A 16691-nucleotide genomic window follows, 5' to 3' on the forward strand; every position below is an offset into this window, starting at 1 on the left:
TTCTCACCCGGGACCTTAGCCGTGCGCCGGTCACACCCGGTCACGTGGCGGGGCTGCGGCCACAGCCACGGGTACGGCCCGGGTAGGGCCCGGGTGCGGCGTCCCGGCGAGGAGCCCGGCGGCACGGTCCGCGGTGAGCACGCCGAGGATGTAGCCGTCGTCGTCGACAACGGGCCAGAGCGTCAGGTGCTTGATCTGCATGGCGAGCAAGGCCAGGGCCAGGTTCAGGGTGGGCCATGCGAACGGGCCGCGCTGGTGCGAGGTGGAGCTGATCGCGGTCCGCTCGGTGTACTCGGAACGGGTCAGGAACGAGTGGAGGCCGGTCCGGGTGACCAGGCCCTCGCAGCGGCCGTCGTGGCCACGGACGAGCAGGAAATCGACATGGGCGCTGTAAAGGATGTCGTTGGCCAGGTCGGCCGTGCTGTCGTCGGCGATCTGGTAGTCGCACAGATCCATGGCATCGGCGACCGTGAGGCCGTGGCCGAGCCGTGCCGGCTGGTCGGGGTGAGTGGTCACGGTGTTCACCGTTTCCCGTCTCCGGTTGCCCGATCTTGCCCGATCGGGCTCGCCGGGCTGTCCTTCACCCAGAACGAAGCCGGAACGGGGACCGGAATGCGGGATGCCCTGGATGTCTTCGAGGCTACTCCGATGGCGGATGGCCCTGGAAGGAACTACTCCGGAGAAGACCGCTCCGGAGTAGGGTGGAGACAACCGAGGACATCCTGAACATCGGCATCAGCGCCCGTGTCGCCCTAGGTCATGAGTGGTCCCTCGCGGACCGGACGGGCGGCCTCCGATGCCGGACCCCACCCCCTCGTCTTCCCATCCCCCCGCGCCCGGCGACACGCTGCTGCCTCGCCTGGAGCTGGAGCCCACGATGTCACGGCAGAGCGTCTTCGACGGCGCCTGGTGGCCCCGCTCGAACCACGTCCTCGCCGAGCTGCCCGACCTGATCACCGCGATCGGCGCACACCTCGGACGCATCGTCCGCGTAGGCCTCGACACCTCGGCCTGGGACGGTGTGCCCCGGTCCGTCGCCGTGAACGGCCTGCTGGTCAGGATCAACTGGTTCACCGGCAGCGCCGCGACGATCAGCCTCACCCGGGGCTTCCAGGACCACTTCCTGCTTCTGGTGGTACCGCCCGGCACCCGCACGGAGGTGGCCGCCACGGCGATGACCGGAGCCTCGGCGACCGGAAACCACACGCCGGCCGCCGAACTCCTGGACGACCGGACCTCGCCGAGACTGGTCAGGCTTCGGTGAGCCGGCCCAACGGGTAGGGCTACCAGGCGGAGCGCCGCACGGCCCGCCCCGGCACGACCGCGGGAACGCCCTCGACGGAGACGCCCTCGACCGGAACGCCCGGCACCGCGACCCCAGGCACCGCGACCCCAGGCCCGACCCCGCCCGACGACGAGGTGCGCACGGCCTGGACGGGCGCGGCGATCGGCGCCGCGCCCGGACCGGCGGCACGCACCGACGTCGCGGCCGGCACCGCGGCCGGGGCGAGCGCCTGGTCCAGCCGCAGCACGAAGTTGACGTAGTCCAGCGGCTTGCCCGGCCAGTGACAGTCGTTGCTGGTGAGCAACTGGCTGCGGACGCCGTCACGTTCGGTGACCGGCCCCGGGGTGGTGCGCAGGTTCGGCTGCCAGCTGCGCCCCCACAGGTGGTGCTCCAGGGACAGCGTCCAGCTCTCCTCGTCGACCTCCAGCGTCGCGCCGACCCGCCCGGCCAGCATCCGCAGGCCGTACGCGCCGCGCACGACCGCCCGCTGGTCGAAGTCGGCGCTGCGCCCGATCACCGTGATCCGCCACGCTCCGTGGAACCTGAGCATGCCCGCCTCCTGACACCCCGGCGCCCCCTCCGGCAGGCAGCGCTCCGCCCACGTATACGGACCCGGGCCGCCCTCCGGCTCACCGCCGCACGCGCCGACGCCTCACCGCCGCACGCGCGACGTCGGCTTCCCTGACCTCGGTGATCATTGGACACCTCCTGGTCATTCCCTCCTCCGGGTAAGCATGGGAAGTCCGCCGGAGCGCACCGGACGGAAATCACGCGAAGTCATCACATTCATGGTCAATATCCTTCAGGCGCCGAGATCCGCATGCCGGACCTGTGGATACGGACGAATTCCGCGCAACCACCCGACACAGCAGCCGACCGGCCGGGCGGCCGCGGTCAGCGCCGGGCAGCCGCCAGCGAGCGGAGCTGGACGTGGACGGCGGCGGGTTCGGTGCCGGTGAGCGCGGCGACCTCCTCGGCGGACAGGTCGAGGACCAGGTGCAGCAGCAGGACGTCCTGCTGGGTGGCGGTGAGGTGGGCCACCGGACCGAACGGCCGCGGGCCGGCCAGGGTGCGCACGCGGCGGCGCACCGCCTGCCAGGCACAGGCTGCCGGGCTCGCGGTGGACAGGGCGTCGAGCCAGTGGCCGCCGAGTTCCTCGAAGGCGTCGTGCACGGCCCGTGGCGCGTCGTCGGGCGGCAGGAGCAGGGCGGCGTAGTCCAGGTAGTGGCGCTGGTGGAGGTCGTGCAGCGCCCACAGGCCCAGGGCGGGTCCGGGGGCGACTGGTGGGCGGGGTGGTGTCGGCATGGTGGTGTCCCGGGGTGGCGCGGGTGGGTGCTGGTCCCGCGGGTGGGTGCCGGCCCGCGGACGGAGCGCGGGTGTCGCGCTCCGTCCGCGGGCCCGGTCACACGGGCACCGGCGGGTTGTCGTCGGTGCCGTCGCGGCCCGCCGGGGTGCGGGGGCCGGGTTCCTCGGCGCGGTCGGCGGCGAGGCTGTTGCGCAGGGTGACCCACAGCCGGAACAGGGTGTCCGTCGAGGTGCCGCCGCTGGAGGACTGCATCGCCCGGGCGAACTCACTGTGGTGGATGCGGGAGTTGACCGGAGCCTGGGTGCGGGCGTTGTTCGTCCGTTCCCAGGCCGCCGCCCACAGTGCGCGGCGGACCTCCCTGACCTCGCAGGCCTCCATGTAGGTGAGGAACACGGGTTTGTGCAGCGGGGCCTCGCCCTTGAGGACCAGGGCCAGGGTGCTGGCGGGCAGGCGCCGGCCCTTGTCGCGGGCCCGGCGGTCCAGCTCCTTGAGGGAGGGCCAGTTCGCCTTGCGGCGCATCTCGTGCATCGCCCGGCGCAGGTCGGCGAAGGAGTCGACCTGCTGGGGGTCGACCCGCCGGGGCGGCCGCAGCCGTCTGGTTCCCGACGGGAGGGGCACGTGGGCCCAGTAGTTGGCCTGGACCCACTTGCGCCGGGCCGCCTTGAGGTCGCCGCCGCATTCACGGGTGACGGCCTCGACGACCTTCCAGTTCGGCACGGTACGGCCGCTGGCGGCCCGCTGCAGGGTGGTGGCGTGGTAGTTGGTCCGGACCGCGAGCTGACGGTACGTCAACTCGGATCGTTCGCGCTGCTCGCGCAGCCATGCGGCCAGCCGGCCCAGCGCCGGCTCGGTCGCCTCGATCGGTTTCTCTCGGCGTCCCATCGCAGGCAGGCGCTCTCCGCTAGACCCGCTCCTGTCGCAGTCTGGCGGCCAGCAGCCAGCCGCCGGCGGCCAGTTCGAGCGACACCCCGGCCGACATCCCGGTCGCCACCAGCACGGCCGACAGGGCGACCGTCAGGACGACGACCACGACGACCACGGCCGTCCCGCCGTGCGCGGGGCGCCGGGGCAGGCCCGGCCGCGCGGGCTTCGGGACGCCGACGGCGCAGTGGATGCGGGCGCGCCTGTTCCGTTTCCTCGTCATCGAGGGGGACCCTTCCTGTATCACTGTTCACTCCGACTGACGGGCACTTCGCGCGGTTGGCGTCGCGCTGGGTGTCCGTTGGGGTCACACTCTGTCAGGCGTACGGGTGTTTCCCAATCGGTTCGGTGAACATCGCGCGGATTGATGCGCCGCCGTCCCGGCTCCCGCCCGTGGTTTTCCGAACTCCCTACCAGAAACGGGCAGTTCAGCGATCTGAAACCGGATTTTGATGCGCCTTTGTGCAGCACCCCCTTGTGAGCCCTCCAGGGCGGGTGTGACGATTTGCAGCGGCGTCACCAGGACCTGCGGGTCCGGAACCCGGGGGACGCTGTTCGCTCCGACAATCTCGGGAACATCGGCAGCGGGCCGTGTTGGCGCATGGGCCCCGTCCGGACAGCAGAGACCGCCCGGCCCCAGCGGCCCCGGCGGTCTCTCTGCGTTCCCGGCGTGCACCCCTCCCCCGGCCTGCGGCTGATCCGCGCCGACATGGAGGGAAGGGATCGCCGACCTGCCCGGGCCCGACCCGCCGGAGCGGCCCCGGGGGGTGCGCGCAGGAAGTCGGCGGGGTCCGGTGCTCGGTACGGGCTTTCAGGTGCGGGTTGCCTGCGTGGCGGCGGCCTGAGCGCGGCAGTGGGCGAGGGCGTACTTGATGCGGCTGTCGGGGCTGGGTGTGGTGGCGAGGAGTTCGCCGGCGGTGACGAGGGCGGTCCAGTAGGTGGCGGGGTCGCCGGTGCGGGGCACGGGGTGAGCAGCCGCGAGGGAGAGGTAGGCGGTGGTGAGGTTGCCGGTGGTGAACCAGCGGTCGAGGCCGTGCTGGTGGCCGGGGCGGATGCCGCCCATGGCGTCGACGGCGGTCAGGAAGTGCGCGACGACCGCGCGGCCGGTGGGGGTGAGGTCGACCGGGACGTCGAACACGCCGAGGGCTTCGAGGAGTTCGCCGGTGTCGGTCTCGGAGTTGGGGCGGGGGTTGGCGAGCAGGGCGCTGTAGCAGTCATTCAGGCGGCGGGTGACCACGGTGAGGGGGATGCCGAGGGCCAGGCACACCGCCCGCGCGGACGGCAGGGGCTCGCGGGTACGGCGGGCGAGCAGGGCGTAGGCGGCGGCGGGGGTGGTGCCCCGGGAGAGGGCGTGCCGGGCGAGGGTGGCGAGGTGCATGAGGAATCGGGCTTTCAGACGGTGACGACGGGGAGGGCGGGGGCGACGAGGGCCCAGACGAACTTGCCGATGCCGCCGGAACGCGGGCAGCAACCCCACCGCTCGGCCAGCTCGTTGACGAGGAACAACCCCCGCCCGTGTTCGTCGTCGGGGACGGCGGACCGCACGGAGGGACGCCCGGAACCGGCATCGTGCACCTCGATCCGCAGCCGGTCCCCGACGACGGCGAACCGGACCTCGATCAGCCGGTCGGCGGGCGCGTCGGAGTGCTGGACCGCGTTCGCGAACAGCTCACCGAGCAGCAGCTCGGCGACCTCGGCGTAACGGTCCCCGGAGGGCAGGCCGGCCAGGTAGGCCCGGAGCAAGTACCGGGCCAGGGGCGTGAAATCGGTGCGCGAGTCGAGCCGAGCGGCGAACGTGCGGGGGCGGCAGGCAGCGAGCATGGCGAAGTACCTCGGGGGGCGGAATGGGGGCGTACGAAGGGAGCGCGGCATAACGCTGTGCAAGCAAAAGATCGCGTTCCGGTATCAATGATCGACGCCCGAAGGTACGGTGATGGCCGAAATCAGGTACCAGGTACATGAGGTACGTCAGGGGGTCTGGCATGGCACACCGGCGACTCAAGGGCGATGTGACGGCCAGTTCGGCAAGGATCTTCGGCGAAGAGCTGCGGTTCTACCGGGAGTTGGCCGGCTACACACAGGAACAGTTGGCGAAACTCCTGCACTGCACTCGGCCGAACATCACACGGTACGAGTCCGGCCAGCGGCGCATGCCGCCGGAGATGGTCGTGAAGGTTGACGCGCTGCTCAGGGCAGGCGGGGCACTGAAGCGACTTTGGGATCGGGTCGACTGGAACGCCGAAGTCGAACATCCGGACTGGTTCCAAAGCCATGTCGACATGGAATCCGAGGCCTTGGCTGCCAGGATCTTCCAGCTGGCCGTCATGCATGGACTGTTGCAGTGTCGCGAGTACGCGGAGGCCGTGTTCGCAGTCAGCGATGCGGCCGGAAAGCCCGAGGTGATCGAGGAGCGGACGACGGCTCGGCTGGCGAGGCAGAAGCGGTTCCTGGATCCGGACGGACCGCTTTTGCTGGTGATCCTGGACGAGAGTGCAATTCGGACCGTTTTCGGCGGTCCCGGCATCATGAGACGTCAGATGCAACACCTGCTGGCCGTTGCGCAGCTCCCGAACGTAATCATTCAGGTCGCGCCGTTCGAATGCCGCCAGGCCATCATCGACAAGTCCATGGTCATGTTGGAGATGCCTGACGGTCGGACCTGGGTGTACTCCGAGAGCCTCGATCGCGGGCATGCAAGTGATGATCCAGCAACCGTGGCAGCGCATCGCCGCAGCTATGATCTGGCCCACGGGGCGGCGCTGCCAGTAGCCGACTCGCTCGCGCTGATCACTGATGCGCTGAAAGGGTTCATGGATGATGAGGATCGAGCTCGACGCGACCGCCTGGCGGAAGAGCAGCTACAGCGGCGGCAACGGGGGAGATTGCATCGAGGTGGCCCCCGGATTCCTGCCCGACGCCATCCCAGTGCGTGACTCCAAGGACCCCCTGGGGCCGGCCCTGGTCTTCCGGGCCGAGGCGTGGGCATCGTTCGTTTCCGCGGTTCGCAGCGGCGAGTTCGGCGAAGTCTGAACCGCAGCCGTGCGCGTGCGAGGAAGGCTGCCCGTGGAAGGGGTGTCGTTCGCACGCCGGCAGGTGTACGGGAGCTCGTGGGGCGAGGTCCGGCCCGACACGGGACCAGGTAGCGAGCACGGCCAAGTATCTCAAGAGCCAGATGGGGGCGGCGTGTTCGACCGCTTCGCCGGTCACGTCGAGGACTTGTGGGCGAAGGGACGTGATGGGTGGACAGTCCCGACGGCGGAGGTGATGGATCATGCCCAGGCGTGACTACGAGGACGATCCGAACGCCCCCGAGGCGAACTCCTTGGTCCCGGGCGCGTCCGTCGTCGTGGTCGACGGTGCGGGCCGCGTCCTCCTCCAGCGCCGTACCGACAACGGAATGTGGGCCCTGCCCGGCGGCAGGATGGACATCGGGGAGTCGCTCGCCGGGTGCGGCATCCGCGAGACGCGCGAGGAGACCGGCCTCGATGTCGAGATCACCGGGATCGTCGGGACCTACACCGACCCCCGCCACGTCTTCGCCTACGACGACGGAGAGGTCCGCCAGGAATTCTCCATCTGCCTCCTCGGGCGGCCGGTCGGCGGGGAGCTGCAGGTGTCCGACGAGTCCCACGAGGTGGCGTGGTTCACCCCGGCCGAGACGGACGGGCTGCCGATGGTGGCGAGCATCCGGAAGCGGCTGGCCGACTGGCGCTCCGGGGCGATCCCCGTGGTGCGCTGACCGCAGTTCACCGGTGGAGTCACCGGCCCGCCACCCGGCGAAGGCCGCGCGAGGATCCTCATCGATCTCGCGGACCTGTACGCGTTCAGCCACGTGATCATTCTGGCGGTCCGGTGCCGCGCCCGGTACAGCAGCCGGGCGACACGTCACCACGGGCGAACGTTGCCTGATGCGGCACCAGAGAAACGCCTCTCAGGCGCCCTCACCCATGTCCGCGCAGGTCAGACCCCAGATTCGTGACTCCGGGCCGCTGAATTGCGCGGAACGCAGGCGAAAGGGTCGGCCGCGTCGCCCGGCACGGCGTAGGCCGAGGAACTGGGCATCCGTGTCCTCGCCCCTGAGGATTCGCCGCCCTGGTGGCCTACCAATCGGGGGCCTGACGCCTTCCCCCGACGCCTCCGGGCGGGCAACGGGAGGGCCGGGGCCGGACACCCCCGAGAAAACTCGGATACCGGCGGGCCCGAGGCATCGACAAGGATGCCTACGCACTCGCAGTCCGTACGCACCCCCCTGCACGAGGCGTGCGCGCGCATCCGTCGTCGCACGCACGCCTCTTCCCATGCTTCCGTGACGCTGGAGGAGCCCAGATGACCACCACCCGCAGGACGCACCGGCGCACCCTCGCCGCCTCGGCCACCACCGCCGTCGCGGTGGGCCTGTTGAGCCTCGGCGCCGCCCCTGCGGCCCACGCCGACACTCTCCCGACCCTCTGCAACCCCACCGTGGACCGCACCACCACGGAGCCCTTCAACGTGCAGATCACCCCCCTCGTCACCGACTTCCTGATCTACAACGTCGCCGCCGGCACCACCGGGCAGCACACCGACACCCTGAACCGGATCAGCTCGGTGACCACCACCGTCGACAACAAGACCGAGATCACCGCCACCGCCAGCGCCCTGTTCGCCAAGGTCGAGGTCAAGGTCGGCTTCTCGGTCCAGAAGGTCACCTCCAGCACCACCAGCACCACCGTCAGCGACACCTGGAACCTCAACTCGCCCGGCCGCTACGGCCTCTACCGCGGCACCCGGGTCGTCACCGGCCAGTACGTCAACCGCGTCTGCGCCCAGACCGGCGCCACCACCGGCCTCTGGGTCACCACCTCGCCGAGCCCCGGCACCTTCACCACCTATGAGGCCCCGGAGATCGGCTCCGTCGGCTGCGCACCCGCCCAGCCGGCCGGCACCGTGCGCCGGGCCGCCCAGCTCCTCATCAGCAGCTGCTGACCGCGCCCACCGACCCGACGACGACGGAGGACACCGTGACGAACCGCCCGCGCCGCACCACCCGCCGGGGCACCGCGCTGCGCGCCCTCGGCGCCACCGCCCTCGCCTCGCTGGCCGGCCTCACCCTGCTCGCCGGCCCCGCCTCGGCCGCGACCCAGGGCCTGGCCTCCAGCGAATGGCACGGCTACGTCTGCGACGACGGCTACTACCGGATCAGGACGCCGTTCAACCAGCTCCTGGAGCGCAACCTGTACAGCGCCTGGGGGCAGGCCATCCAGAACCCCGACACCGGTGGCTACAACCAGCAGTGGAAGGTGTGCCACTACCGGGACGACAACCAGTCCTACATCATCCGCAGCCGCCGCCACGAAGGCGAGTGCCTGGGCGTGTGGAAGCAGGACCCGAACGACGGCGCCACCGGGGGCGAGGGCGCCAACTTCAACGTGTTCGACTGCGAGGGGTGGATCTACGGCAACCAGATCTTCCACTTCCTCTACCCCAACCCCAGCAACACCAACCAGGTGGTCCTCCAGATCGGGCACAGCGGCTTCTTCGCGGCCCTCAATGACCCGAACGGCAGCACCGGCTCGGCCCTGGCCCAGTACTCCGACAGGATGACCGTGCTCACCCTGGAGCACCTTGCGTGACACCCCCCGCCCTACCCCGGGGCGGACCCGTCCGGACCGCCGGACGGGCCCGCCCCCGCCCCGGCGCCCCCTCCCCGCGGGCGCTCGCCCGGCTCCAACTCGCCCACCTGCGCACCGTCCCGTTCGAGAACCTGGCCGTCCACCTCGGCGAACGCATCGCCCTCGACCCCGACACCCTGCACACGAACGTCGTGACCCGCCGCCGCGGCGGCTTCTGCTGCGAACTCAACGGCGCCTTCGCCGCCCTGCTCATCTCGCTCGGCTAGATCACCCGCGCCGGGAGGCGGGGCACGGGCGCGGCCGTCGGCGGGGGCCGCCGACGGCCGCGTGGTCAACCGCTCAGGCGCTCAGGCGATCAGCCGTTCAGCACTGGGGGCGGCGGCCGTGGTTGGCCCCGCGCCTGGCCCGGGCCTTCTTCTTGCGACGACGCTTCGACGACATCGGCCACTCCTCTCGCAACCGGGACACCCCTGGTCTTCCACCGTTCCACACCCGGCCGGGGCCCGCCGCTCAGGCGCGGCTCTCCAGGGCGGCGCGCCAGGCGGGGCTGTCGACGTAGTGGTTGTCGAAGCGCTCGGAGGAGGCCGCGACGGCCGCCGGCGGGGTCTCACCGCGCATGACGCCGCCCAGCAGGCGCAGGTAGTCGAAGCGGTCCATGCCGGGGGTGAACAGGAACAGCACGTCGGCCTCGCGGCCGGGGGCGGCGGCGAAGGCGTGCGGGGTGTGCGGGGGCACGGCGAGGAAGTCGCCGGCGCCCAGGACGGTGACCTCCTCGCCGACCAGCACCTCCAGCGAGCCGCTGATCACGAAGAACAGCTCCCAGGCCCGGGTGTGGACGTGCGAGGGGGCTCCGGCGGCACCTTCCGCGAAGGTGGAGCGGTAGACGGTGAAGCCGCCCTGGCCCGGGTCGGTCTCGGCGAGCAGGGTCATGGTGGCGCTCGGGTCGGCGCAGGTCTCGGCCTCGGCGCAGCGGGTCAGGATCGGGACTGCGGTGGCGGGAGCGGCGGTGGCGGCGGTGTTCTTCGTCGTCGTCATGTGATCAATCTACGGCCGGATAGACCCATGAACAGGTGGCAATCGGCAGTCGTTTTCATGGGTCAATTCGGGTCGGCCGCCATGCGGCGCAGCGCGTTGCCGGTGGTCACGAGGTCCTCGGGGTCGGTGCCCGCAGGGTGCGGGGGCGGGGCCGGGGGCCGGAACGCCGTGTCGGATTACCGCCAGCGCCGGTGGTCCGGTGGCGGGAGAGTCGGTGACGGCTCGTGGTCGTGATCGCGGGTCCGTCCGTTCGGAACTCTGCGAAAGGCGCAGCGCATGCACGTCGTCCCCGGGCTCAAGGTCCTGTACTTCGGAACTCCGGTGGTGCTGGTCAGTTCGCTCAACGAGGACGGTTCGGCGAATCTCGCGCCGATCTCCTCGGCGTGGTGGCTGGGCCAGTCGTGCATGCTCGGTCTGGGCAACAACGCCCAGACCACCGCGAACCTGCTGCGGGAGGGCGAGTGCGTGCTCAACCTGCCCTCGTCGGCGATGGTCGGTGCGGTCGACCGGATCGCGCTCACCACCGGGAAGCGGGCCGTGCCGGACTACAAGGTGGAGCAGGGGTACCGGTACGAGCCGGACAAGTTCGCGGCCGGGGGGCTGACGGAGCAGGCGTCGGATCTGGTCCGGGCGCCACGGGTCGCGGAGTGTCCGGTCCAGCTGGAGTGCCGGGTCGTCTCGTCCCGTCCCTTCGGTGTCCCCGCGTCCCACGCCACGGCCTTCGAGGTCGAGGTCCTTCGCGCCCATGTCGAGGAGGAGTTGGTCATCCCGGGGACGCACTACGTGGACCCGCTGGGCTGGGATCCGCTGATCATGAAGTTCTGCGAGTTCTTCGGCGGTGGGCGCAGCGTTCACCCGTCGCGGCTGGCCGAGGGCTGGAAGATGCCGCACCGGCGCCCGTCGGTGACGGCGGGCTGAGCGGACTACTCCCCCGCCACCGCCGTCCCCGCCGCCGCCTCGCGCAGGAAGTCCGTGAAGGCCGCCACCGCCGGCGGTATCCGCTGCCCCCTGCGCGTTGCCGTGTACACGTGCCGGACGGGGGTGTCGTCGGGGTGCAGGGGGATGAGGGCGAGGTCGGGGCGGGCCGCGCGGGCGGCGAGGGAGGGGATCAGGGTGGGGCCCAACCCGGCGGCGACCAGGCCGAGTTTGGCGGTCCAGGCGGCGACGGCGTACTCGATCCGGGGCTGGAAGCCGCTGCGCAGGCAGGCCGCGAGGAGGGTGGATTCGGCGTGACGGCGGGCGGCGATCCAGGGTTCGTCGGCGAGTTCGGCCAGGCGCAGGCGCCGGCGGCGGGCGAGGCGGTGTCCGGGCGGGAGCGCCACCAGGACGGGGTCGTCCAGCAGCGGCCGCAGCTCGAACTGTTCGCCGTCGAAGGTGTCTTGCGCGTAGGAGGCGACCACCGCGAGGTCGATCGCGCCGTCGCCGAGCAGGTCCAGCAGGTGGGCGGAGAGGCCTTCGGTGAGGCTGATCCGCACGTGCGGGTGGGCGGTGCGGAAGGCGGCGAGCGCGCCGGGGACGAGGGCCGCGTTGGCGCTGTCGAAGGCGCCCACCCGCAGGTGTCCGGCGGTGAGTTCGGTGAGGGCGGCGAGGTCGCGCCGGGTGGTGTCGAGGCGTTCGAGCATCGCCTCGGCGTGTGGCAGCAGGGCGCGGCCGTGTTCGGTCAGCCGCACGCCGCGGGCCAGGCGGTCGAACAGCGGGGTGCCCAACTCGCTTTCCAGGGTGGCGATCTGGCGGGAGATCGCGGACTGGGTGTAGCCCAGCCGCTCGCCGGCGGCGGTGAAGGAGCCGAGGTGTGCGACGGTGCGGAAGACGTCCAGCCAAGCCATGTCCATTCCGCATGGATAGCATGCGGGACATTCGCTTGTCGCCTGGATCGCGGCTGCCTAGCGTGGCGGCCATGGAGAAGATCGCCTTTCTGGGGCTGGGCCGCATGGGCCTGCCGATGGCCCGTCGCCTCGCCGCCGCCGGCCACCCGTTGACCGTCTGGAACCGCTCCCCCGGCCGCGCCGACGGCCTCGCCGAGGCCGCCACCGCGGCGGAGGCGGTGCGGGGCGCGGACGTCGTCGTCACCATGCTGTCCGACCCGGCGGCCGTGGCCGAGGTGGCCGGAGCAATCGCGGCGCGGCTGGCGCCGGGCACGCTGTGGATCGACATGTCCTCGATCGGCCCGGCGGCCACCGCCGGACTGCGCGAGCGACTCCCCGACGGGGTGGGCCTGGTGGACGCTCCGGTGCTGGGCAGCGTGGGCCCGGCGGCGACCGGCGACCTGGTGGTCTACGCGGGCGGCGAGGACGCCGACCTGGACCGCGCGCGGCCCGTCCTGGAGCACCTGGGCCGGGTGCGGCGCTGCGGCGGCCCGGGGTCGGGGGCGGCGCTGAAGGTGGTGGTGATCGGCGCGATCGTGGCCTCGGTCGCGGTGGTTGGCGAAGTGCTGGCCGTGGCCGAGGAGTTGGGCCTTTCGCAGGAGCTGGCGCGGGAGGCGCTGACGGCCGGGCCGCTCGCGGGGGTGGTGGCCCGGGCGCACAGCGCCGACTCCGACTTCCCGGTCCGGCTGGCCGCCAAGGACCTCGCGCTGGCGGGCGGCGGGCCGGTCCTGTCGGCGGCCCGCGAGGTGCTGTTGGCGGACCCGTCGATCGCCGAGCGGGACCTGTCGGCGGTGGTGGGCTCCCTGCGGCGCCGGTAGGCCGCCGCCGGGGAACGCCCGCACCCGCCGACGCCGTTCGGATCCACCGCTGCTCGGGCCGGCCGCCCGTCCGGACCCGCCGCCGGACGTCAACGCGCGCAGCCGAAACCCACCCGATCGTGGGGCCGGTTCGCCGCGCTCCCCCGCCGGGACGTAGCGTCGTCGGCGAGCGGCCCGGGCGAGCCGGGCGTACGAGCGGTGGCAACCCTGGGGAGGGGTGGCGGACGTGCGGGGTGGGCGGATCCGGGCGGTGCTGGCGGCCGCGCTGGTGCTGGTGGCCTCGGGGTGCGGAGCCGGACCGGCCGACGGGGACGGGCCGGCGGGCGGGGACGGGACACCGCAGGGACGGGACGACGGCCGGCCGACGGCCCTGGTCTACCGGGGCCCGGCGGCGTGCGAGGGGTGCCCGGAGGCGGCGCGGACGATGCTGGAACACGACGGCTTCGCGGTGCGCTTCATCGGGCCGCAGGAGCAGGTGCGGTTCGGCCCGGCCGCGCTGGCCGGGGTGGCCCTGTACGTGCAGCCGGGCGGCACCAACGGGCAGGAGGTGGGCACCGCGTGGGGCCTGCTGGGGCGCGACCCCGGCTTCTCCCCGGACCTGGTGCGGGCCTACGTGCGCGGCGGCGGGCACTACCTGGGGCTGTGCATGGGCGGCTACCTGGCCGGGGACCCGGGCTACGACCTCCTGCCGGGCGACTCCGGGCAGTACATCCGCACCCCGGGCGCGGCCGTCACCGACGAGCGGGACCGGCTGGTCGACGTCACCTGGCGCGGCCGCCCGCAGCGGATGTACTTCCAGGACGGCCCGTACTTCGACGTCGACGGCCCGGACACGGAGGTCCTGGCCCGCTACCCGGGCGACCGCCCGGCCGTCGTGGTCGCCCCGTACGGCGCGGGCCGGGTCGCGGTCAGCGGCCCGCACCCGGAGGCCCCGGCCGACTGGTACCGCGACTACGAGCTGCCGGACGAGTCGCCGAGCGGCCGGACGCTGGGCAGCGACCTGCTGCACACCCTGATGGGCCCGGCACCGGCACCGGCATCCCCGGCCGGCTGACGGGCCGGGAGCCGGCCGGCTAACCGAGGACCGCGTCGACCTCGACCTCGACCAGCCACCGCTCGTCGAGGAGGCGCGAGACCTCCATGAACGTGCACGCCGGGCGGATCGTCGCGAAGCGCTCGCCGTGGGCGCGCGCGGCCTCCTTCCACCGCGTGATGTCGGTGAGCATGATGCGGGTCCGCACGACGTCCCCGAGCGAGGCGCCGGCCTCCTTCAGGGCGGCCTCGGCGATGTCCAGGCAGCGCACGGTCTGGGCGTGGACGTCGCCCTGCGCGACCGCCGTGCCGTCCTCGCCGATGGGTGCGGTGCCCGCGACCGCGACGTACGGGCCCTTGCGCACGGCCCGGGAGAAACCGATCCGGGGTTCGAGGGGCGAGCCGGAGCTGACGAGCTGTCGGGTGTTCTCCATGGCGCCATCGTCCCGCACCGGTGCACCAGTGCACCCGGCGCCGCGCTCGACGCCCTCCCGCCTGCGGAAAGGGCCCACCGGCCGGACCCGGAAGGCCGGCCCTGGGCGCCTGCCCGCACCGGCCCTCCCCCCGACCCCGGCGGGCCCGGGGCGGGTCAGGTGGTGCGGGGCTGGTTGAAGCGGAGCATGTTGCCCGAGGGGTCGCGGAAGGCGCAGTCGCGGACGCCGTAGGGCTGGTCCATGGGTTCCTGGAGGACTTCGGCGCCGGCGGCGCGGATGCGTTCGAAGGTGGCGTCGCAGTCGTCGGTGCGGAAGATGACGCCGCGCAGCAGGCCCTTGGCGAGGAGTTCGGCGGCGGCGTGGCGGTCGTCCTCGGAGGCGTGCGGGTCGGCCAGCGGGGGTTCCAGGACGATCTCCACGCCGGGCTGGTCGGGCGATCCGACGGTGACCCAGCGCATGCCCTCGAAGCCGACGTCGTTGCGGACCTCGAAGCCGAGGACGTCGCGGTAGAAGGCGAGGGCCTTGTCGTGGTCGTCGACGGCGATGAAGCACTGGGCGAGTTCGATGCTCATGACCGTCACGCTACGGGAGGCGTCCCGCCCTTGGCTTCCGTGCGCCGCAACGGGCGGGTGCGGATCTTGGCGACGCAGGCCGGGATCGCGGCGCCGTCGCCGTGGTCGCGGGCGCGGTAGGCGCTGGGGCTCTCGCCGACGAGTTCGGTGAAGCGGGTGCTGAAGGAGCCCAGCGAGGTGCAGCCGACCGCCATGCACACCTCGGTGACGCTCAGGTCGCCGCGCCGCAGCAGGGCCTTGGCCCGTTCGATCCGGCGGGTCATGAGGTAGCTGTACGGGGTCTCGCCGTAGGCGGTGCGGAAGCTGCGCGAGAAGTGGCCGGAGGACATCAGCGCGGTGCGGGCCAGGGCGGGTACGTCGAGGGGCTCGGCGTAGTCGCGGTCCATCCGGTCCCGGGCCCGGCGCAGCCGGACGAGGTCGGCCAGGGGGACGCGGGTCGCGCGGGGTTCACGGGTGGACACACCGACCACCGTACCGACCGCCGGTGACAGGCGGCTTACCCCGTCCGGCGCGGCCCGTTGGCGCCCGTGCCGCCGGGCCGACCACCCTGGGGGGACGGTCGGGCGAGGATCAGGGCGCGCGGCGGACGGCGGAGAGGGCGGCGGGGTGGAGAGCAACGGAACCGTCCCGCGCGCCCCCGGCAACCGGGCGGTGGTGCTGGGCGTGCTGGCCGCCACGGTCGTCCTGCTGCTGGCGCAGGCGGCCAGTGGCAGCAACGCCCGGCTGGTGCTGCTGCTGGTGTTCCTGCCCGCGCTGCTGGCGGGTCTGGGCACGGTCGCGCAGACGGTGGCCGTGTCGGTGTGGGTGACCGTGGTGGTGGTGGTGCTCACGGCGCTGTTCCCGCCGCCGGACCTGGAGGCGCGGGTGGGCACCCTGGTCGGGGTGGTCGGGGCGGAGGCCGCGGTGATCGGGCTGTGCGCGCGGCGGGTGCGGCGCGAGCGGGAGCTGTCGCGGATGCGGCAGAGCGCGGTGGCGCTGCAGCGCCAGTTGCTGCGCCCGCTGCCGGTGACGACGGCGGACGTGCGCCTGGACGGGCTGTACCGGCCGGTGGAGGAGGACGCCCTGGTCGGCGGCGACCTGTACGACGTCGCCGAGACCCCGTACGGGACCCGGGTGCTGGTGGGTGACGTGCAGGGCAAGGGCCTGCCGGCGATCGGTACGGGCTTCGCGGTGCTGAGCGCGTTCCGGGAGGCGGCGTTCCGCGAGGCGGAGCTGACCGATGTCGCGGACGCGTTGGAGGCGGCGGTCGAGCGGCACAACGCGTACGCGGTGCAGAGCGGCGAGCAGGAACGTTTCGTCACGGCGACCGTCCTGGGCCTGGGCGGGCCCGGTGACCGCGACGGCCCCAGGGTCGACGCCGCCGGGCCCGGGGCGGAGGACCCCCTGGCGGAGGACCCCCTGCTGGAGGACCCCGCCCCCGTGGTGGAGGCCGTCAACTGCGGCCACCTCGCCCCGTACCTGCTGCGCGCCGGCGGCCGGGTGGAGCCCGTCGCGCTGCCGGCCGGGATCCCGCTGGGCCTGGCGTCGCTGGCGGAGCCGGCCGGCGGTTCGCGGCCGCGGACGGTCCGGCGGTTCGCGCTGCCCGCGGACGGGGTGCTGGTGCTGCTGACGGACGGGATCACCGAGGCGCAGGACGCCGCCGGGGAGTTCTACCCGGTGGAGCTGGGCCTGGCCGAGCTCGCCGCGACCCCGGCCGACGCCCTGCCGGGGGCCCTGGACGAGCGGGCCCGGCGCTGGAGCGGCGGGCGCAGCCGCGACGACGTGACGGTGCTGGCCCTGCGCGGGGCGCCGTAGGGGCCGGGGCGCGCCCC

22 protein-coding genes and 1 pseudogene are annotated in these 16691 nt (G+C 72.8%); 11 read left to right on the forward strand and 12 right to left on the reverse strand.

What is annotated here, in order from left to right:
* Positions 1-30: 30 nt before the first annotated feature.
* Complete coding sequence (locus tag AB0Q99_RS23560; protein ID WP_363574825.1) at positions 31-525, reverse strand: CBS domain-containing protein; 495 nt, start codon at positions 523-525, stop codon at positions 31-33.
* Between the two features lie 271 nt (positions 526-796).
* On the opposite strand from AB0Q99_RS23560, the gene AB0Q99_RS23565 reads away from it, so the two are divergent.
* Positions 797-1264 carry a DUF5994 family protein gene (locus AB0Q99_RS23565; protein ID WP_363574827.1) on the forward strand — a complete coding sequence of 156 codons (468 nt, stop codon included), beginning with the start codon at positions 797-799 and terminating at the stop codon, positions 1262-1264.
* A gap of 19 nt (positions 1265-1283) precedes the next feature.
* On the opposite strand, the gene AB0Q99_RS23570 is transcribed toward AB0Q99_RS23565, so the two are convergent.
* The 6 genes from AB0Q99_RS23570 to AB0Q99_RS23595 form a co-directional block, all read right to left on the reverse strand.
* Entirely contained in the window at positions 1284-1835 is a 552-nt protein-coding gene (locus AB0Q99_RS23570) for a hypothetical protein (protein WP_363574829.1), read from the reverse strand.
* Positions 1836-2179: 344 nt separating this feature from the next.
* Positions 2180-2590, reverse strand: coding sequence for a sigma factor-like helix-turn-helix DNA-binding protein (locus AB0Q99_RS23575; RefSeq protein ID WP_363574831.1), 411 nt, complete (start codon positions 2588-2590; stop codon positions 2180-2182).
* Between the two features lie 97 nt (positions 2591-2687).
* Positions 2688-3473, reverse strand: a complete 786-nt coding sequence (locus AB0Q99_RS23580) for a helix-turn-helix transcriptional regulator (protein ID WP_363574833.1) — start codon at positions 3471-3473, stop codon at positions 2688-2690.
* A 19-nt stretch (positions 3474-3492) separates the two neighbouring features.
* Positions 3493-3735: a hypothetical protein gene (locus AB0Q99_RS23585; RefSeq protein ID WP_363574835.1), complete on the reverse strand. Its 243-nt coding sequence runs from the start codon at positions 3733-3735 to the stop codon at positions 3493-3495.
* A 588-nt stretch (positions 3736-4323) separates the two neighbouring features.
* Complete coding sequence (locus AB0Q99_RS23590) at positions 4324-4890, reverse strand: hypothetical protein (RefSeq protein WP_363574837.1); 567 nt, start codon at positions 4888-4890, stop codon at positions 4324-4326.
* 14 nt (positions 4891-4904) lie between these two features.
* Positions 4905-5333 carry an ATP-binding protein gene (locus AB0Q99_RS23595; RefSeq protein ID WP_363574839.1) on the reverse strand — a complete coding sequence of 143 codons (429 nt, stop codon included), beginning with the start codon at positions 5331-5333 and terminating at the stop codon, positions 4905-4907.
* 161 nt (positions 5334-5494) lie between these two features.
* Here AB0Q99_RS23595 and AB0Q99_RS23600 point away from each other — a divergent pair, with 161 nt between their 5' ends.
* The 6 genes and pseudogenes from AB0Q99_RS23600 to AB0Q99_RS23625 all read left to right on the forward strand — a co-directional run.
* A complete protein-coding gene (locus tag AB0Q99_RS23600; RefSeq protein WP_363574840.1) occupies positions 5495-6445 on the forward strand; it encodes a helix-turn-helix transcriptional regulator in 951 nt (316 codons plus the stop codon).
* The gene (locus AB0Q99_RS23605; protein ID WP_363574842.1) at positions 6405-6542 is read left to right on the forward strand and encodes a DUF397 domain-containing protein; all 138 of its coding nucleotides are present in this window, start codon (positions 6405-6407) and stop codon (positions 6540-6542) included. Before AB0Q99_RS23600 ends, AB0Q99_RS23605 begins: the two co-directional genes overlap by 41 nt.
* 241 nt (positions 6543-6783) lie before the next feature.
* Positions 6784-7251, forward strand: a complete 468-nt coding sequence (locus tag AB0Q99_RS23610; protein WP_363574844.1) for an NUDIX domain-containing protein — start codon at positions 6784-6786, stop codon at positions 7249-7251.
* 587 nt (positions 7252-7838) lie between these two features.
* Positions 7839-8477 (forward strand): hypothetical protein, encoded by a 639-nt coding sequence (locus AB0Q99_RS23615; protein ID WP_363574845.1) that lies wholly within the window; start codon positions 7839-7841, stop codon positions 8475-8477.
* Between the two features lie 35 nt (positions 8478-8512).
* Positions 8513-9124, forward strand: coding sequence for an RICIN domain-containing protein (locus AB0Q99_RS23620; protein WP_363574847.1), 612 nt, complete (start codon positions 8513-8515; stop codon positions 9122-9124).
* Positions 9121-9387, forward strand: a pseudogene (locus AB0Q99_RS23625) (arylamine N-acetyltransferase); the annotation flags it as partial. The gene AB0Q99_RS23620 and the pseudogene AB0Q99_RS23625, both read left to right, overlap by 4 nt.
* A gap of 247 nt (positions 9388-9634) precedes the next feature.
* Here the strand turns inward: AB0Q99_RS23625 and AB0Q99_RS23630 are convergent.
* A complete protein-coding gene (locus tag AB0Q99_RS23630; protein ID WP_363574849.1) occupies positions 9635-10159 on the reverse strand; it encodes a cupin domain-containing protein in 525 nt (174 codons plus the stop codon).
* A gap of 276 nt (positions 10160-10435) precedes the next feature.
* Between AB0Q99_RS23630 and AB0Q99_RS23635 the strand changes: the two genes are divergently transcribed.
* Positions 10436-11077: a flavin reductase family protein gene (locus AB0Q99_RS23635; RefSeq protein ID WP_363574851.1), complete on the forward strand. Its 642-nt coding sequence runs from the start codon at positions 10436-10438 to the stop codon at positions 11075-11077.
* 5 nt (positions 11078-11082) lie between these two features.
* Here the strand turns inward: AB0Q99_RS23635 and AB0Q99_RS23640 are convergent, their stop codons facing one another.
* A complete protein-coding gene (locus AB0Q99_RS23640) occupies positions 11083-11991 on the reverse strand; it encodes a LysR family transcriptional regulator (RefSeq protein ID WP_363574853.1) in 909 nt (302 codons plus the stop codon).
* Between the two features lie 65 nt (positions 11992-12056).
* Here AB0Q99_RS23640 and AB0Q99_RS23645 point away from each other — a divergent pair, with 65 nt between their 5' ends.
* Positions 12057-12842 (forward strand): NAD(P)-dependent oxidoreductase, encoded by a 786-nt coding sequence (locus AB0Q99_RS23645; protein WP_363574855.1) that lies wholly within the window; start codon positions 12057-12059, stop codon positions 12840-12842.
* Between the two features lie 217 nt (positions 12843-13059).
* A complete protein-coding gene (locus tag AB0Q99_RS23650; protein ID WP_363574857.1) occupies positions 13060-13896 on the forward strand; it encodes a hypothetical protein in 837 nt (278 codons plus the stop codon).
* Positions 13897-13915: 19 nt separating this feature from the next.
* Here AB0Q99_RS23650 and AB0Q99_RS23655 read toward each other — a convergent pair whose 3' ends face one another.
* The 3 genes from AB0Q99_RS23655 to AB0Q99_RS23665 all read right to left on the reverse strand — a co-directional run bounded on the left by AB0Q99_RS23655 (position 13916) and on the right by AB0Q99_RS23665 (position 15266).
* Positions 13916-14308, reverse strand: a complete 393-nt coding sequence (locus tag AB0Q99_RS23655) for a RidA family protein (protein WP_363574859.1) — start codon at positions 14306-14308, stop codon at positions 13916-13918.
* A gap of 155 nt (positions 14309-14463) precedes the next feature.
* Entirely contained in the window at positions 14464-14880 is a 417-nt protein-coding gene (locus tag AB0Q99_RS23660; protein WP_363574861.1) for a VOC family protein, read from the reverse strand.
* A gap of 5 nt (positions 14881-14885) precedes the next feature.
* The gene (locus AB0Q99_RS23665; protein ID WP_363574932.1) at positions 14886-15266 is read right to left on the reverse strand and encodes a helix-turn-helix transcriptional regulator; all 381 of its coding nucleotides are present in this window, start codon (positions 15264-15266) and stop codon (positions 14886-14888) included.
* Between the two features lie 220 nt (positions 15267-15486).
* Between AB0Q99_RS23665 and AB0Q99_RS23670 the strand changes: the two genes are divergently transcribed.
* On the forward strand, positions 15487-16674 hold the full coding sequence (locus tag AB0Q99_RS23670; RefSeq protein WP_363574863.1) for a PP2C family protein-serine/threonine phosphatase: 1188 nt from the start codon (positions 15487-15489) through the stop codon (positions 16672-16674).
* Positions 16675-16691 lie beyond the last annotated feature (17 nt).

Source organism: Kitasatospora sp. NPDC086791 (genome assembly GCF_040685975.1).
Classification (GTDB): domain Bacteria; phylum Actinomycetota; class Actinomycetes; order Streptomycetales; family Streptomycetaceae; genus Kitasatospora.

What these genes read in the sequence shown, in the direction of transcription:
- AB0Q99_RS23565 (WP_363574827.1), top strand. Translation starts at nt 797, where the DNA reads ATGCCGGACCCCACCCCCTCGTCTTCCCATCCCCCCGCGCCCGGCGAC.
- AB0Q99_RS23570 (WP_363574829.1), bottom strand. Translation starts at nt 1,835, where the DNA reads ATGCTCAGGTTCCACGGAGCGTGGCGGATCACGGTGATCGGGCGCAGC.
- AB0Q99_RS23575 (WP_363574831.1), bottom strand. Translation starts at nt 2,590, where the DNA reads ATGCCGACACCACCCCGCCCACCAGTCGCCCCCGGACCCGCCCTGGGC.
- AB0Q99_RS23580 (WP_363574833.1), bottom strand. Translation starts at nt 3,473, where the DNA reads ATGGGACGCCGAGAGAAACCGATCGAGGCGACCGAGCCGGCGCTGGGC.
- AB0Q99_RS23585 (WP_363574835.1), bottom strand. Translation starts at nt 3,735, where the DNA reads ATGACGAGGAAACGGAACAGGCGCGCCCGCATCCACTGCGCCGTCGGC.
- AB0Q99_RS23590 (WP_363574837.1), bottom strand. Translation starts at nt 4,890, where the DNA reads ATGCACCTCGCCACCCTCGCCCGGCACGCCCTCTCCCGGGGCACCACC.
- AB0Q99_RS23595 (WP_363574839.1), bottom strand. Translation starts at nt 5,333, where the DNA reads ATGCTCGCTGCCTGCCGCCCCCGCACGTTCGCCGCTCGGCTCGACTCG.
- AB0Q99_RS23600 (WP_363574840.1), top strand. Translation starts at nt 5,495, where the DNA reads ATGGCACACCGGCGACTCAAGGGCGATGTGACGGCCAGTTCGGCAAGG.
- AB0Q99_RS23610 (WP_363574844.1), top strand. Translation starts at nt 6,784, where the DNA reads ATGCCCAGGCGTGACTACGAGGACGATCCGAACGCCCCCGAGGCGAAC.
- AB0Q99_RS23615 (WP_363574845.1), top strand. Translation starts at nt 7,839, where the DNA reads ATGACCACCACCCGCAGGACGCACCGGCGCACCCTCGCCGCCTCGGCC.
- AB0Q99_RS23630 (WP_363574849.1), bottom strand. Translation starts at nt 10,159, where the DNA reads ATGACGACGACGAAGAACACCGCCGCCACCGCCGCTCCCGCCACCGCA.
- AB0Q99_RS23635 (WP_363574851.1), top strand. Translation starts at nt 10,436, where the DNA reads ATGCACGTCGTCCCCGGGCTCAAGGTCCTGTACTTCGGAACTCCGGTG.
- AB0Q99_RS23640 (WP_363574853.1), bottom strand. Translation starts at nt 11,991, where the DNA reads ATGGACATGGCTTGGCTGGACGTCTTCCGCACCGTCGCACACCTCGGC.
- AB0Q99_RS23645 (WP_363574855.1), top strand. Translation starts at nt 12,057, where the DNA reads ATGGAGAAGATCGCCTTTCTGGGGCTGGGCCGCATGGGCCTGCCGATG.
- AB0Q99_RS23655 (WP_363574859.1), bottom strand. Translation starts at nt 14,308, where the DNA reads ATGGAGAACACCCGACAGCTCGTCAGCTCCGGCTCGCCCCTCGAACCC.
- AB0Q99_RS23660 (WP_363574861.1), bottom strand. Translation starts at nt 14,880, where the DNA reads ATGAGCATCGAACTCGCCCAGTGCTTCATCGCCGTCGACGACCACGAC.
- AB0Q99_RS23665 (WP_363574932.1), bottom strand. Translation starts at nt 15,266, where the DNA reads ATGGACCGCGACTACGCCGAGCCCCTCGACGTACCCGCCCTGGCCCGC.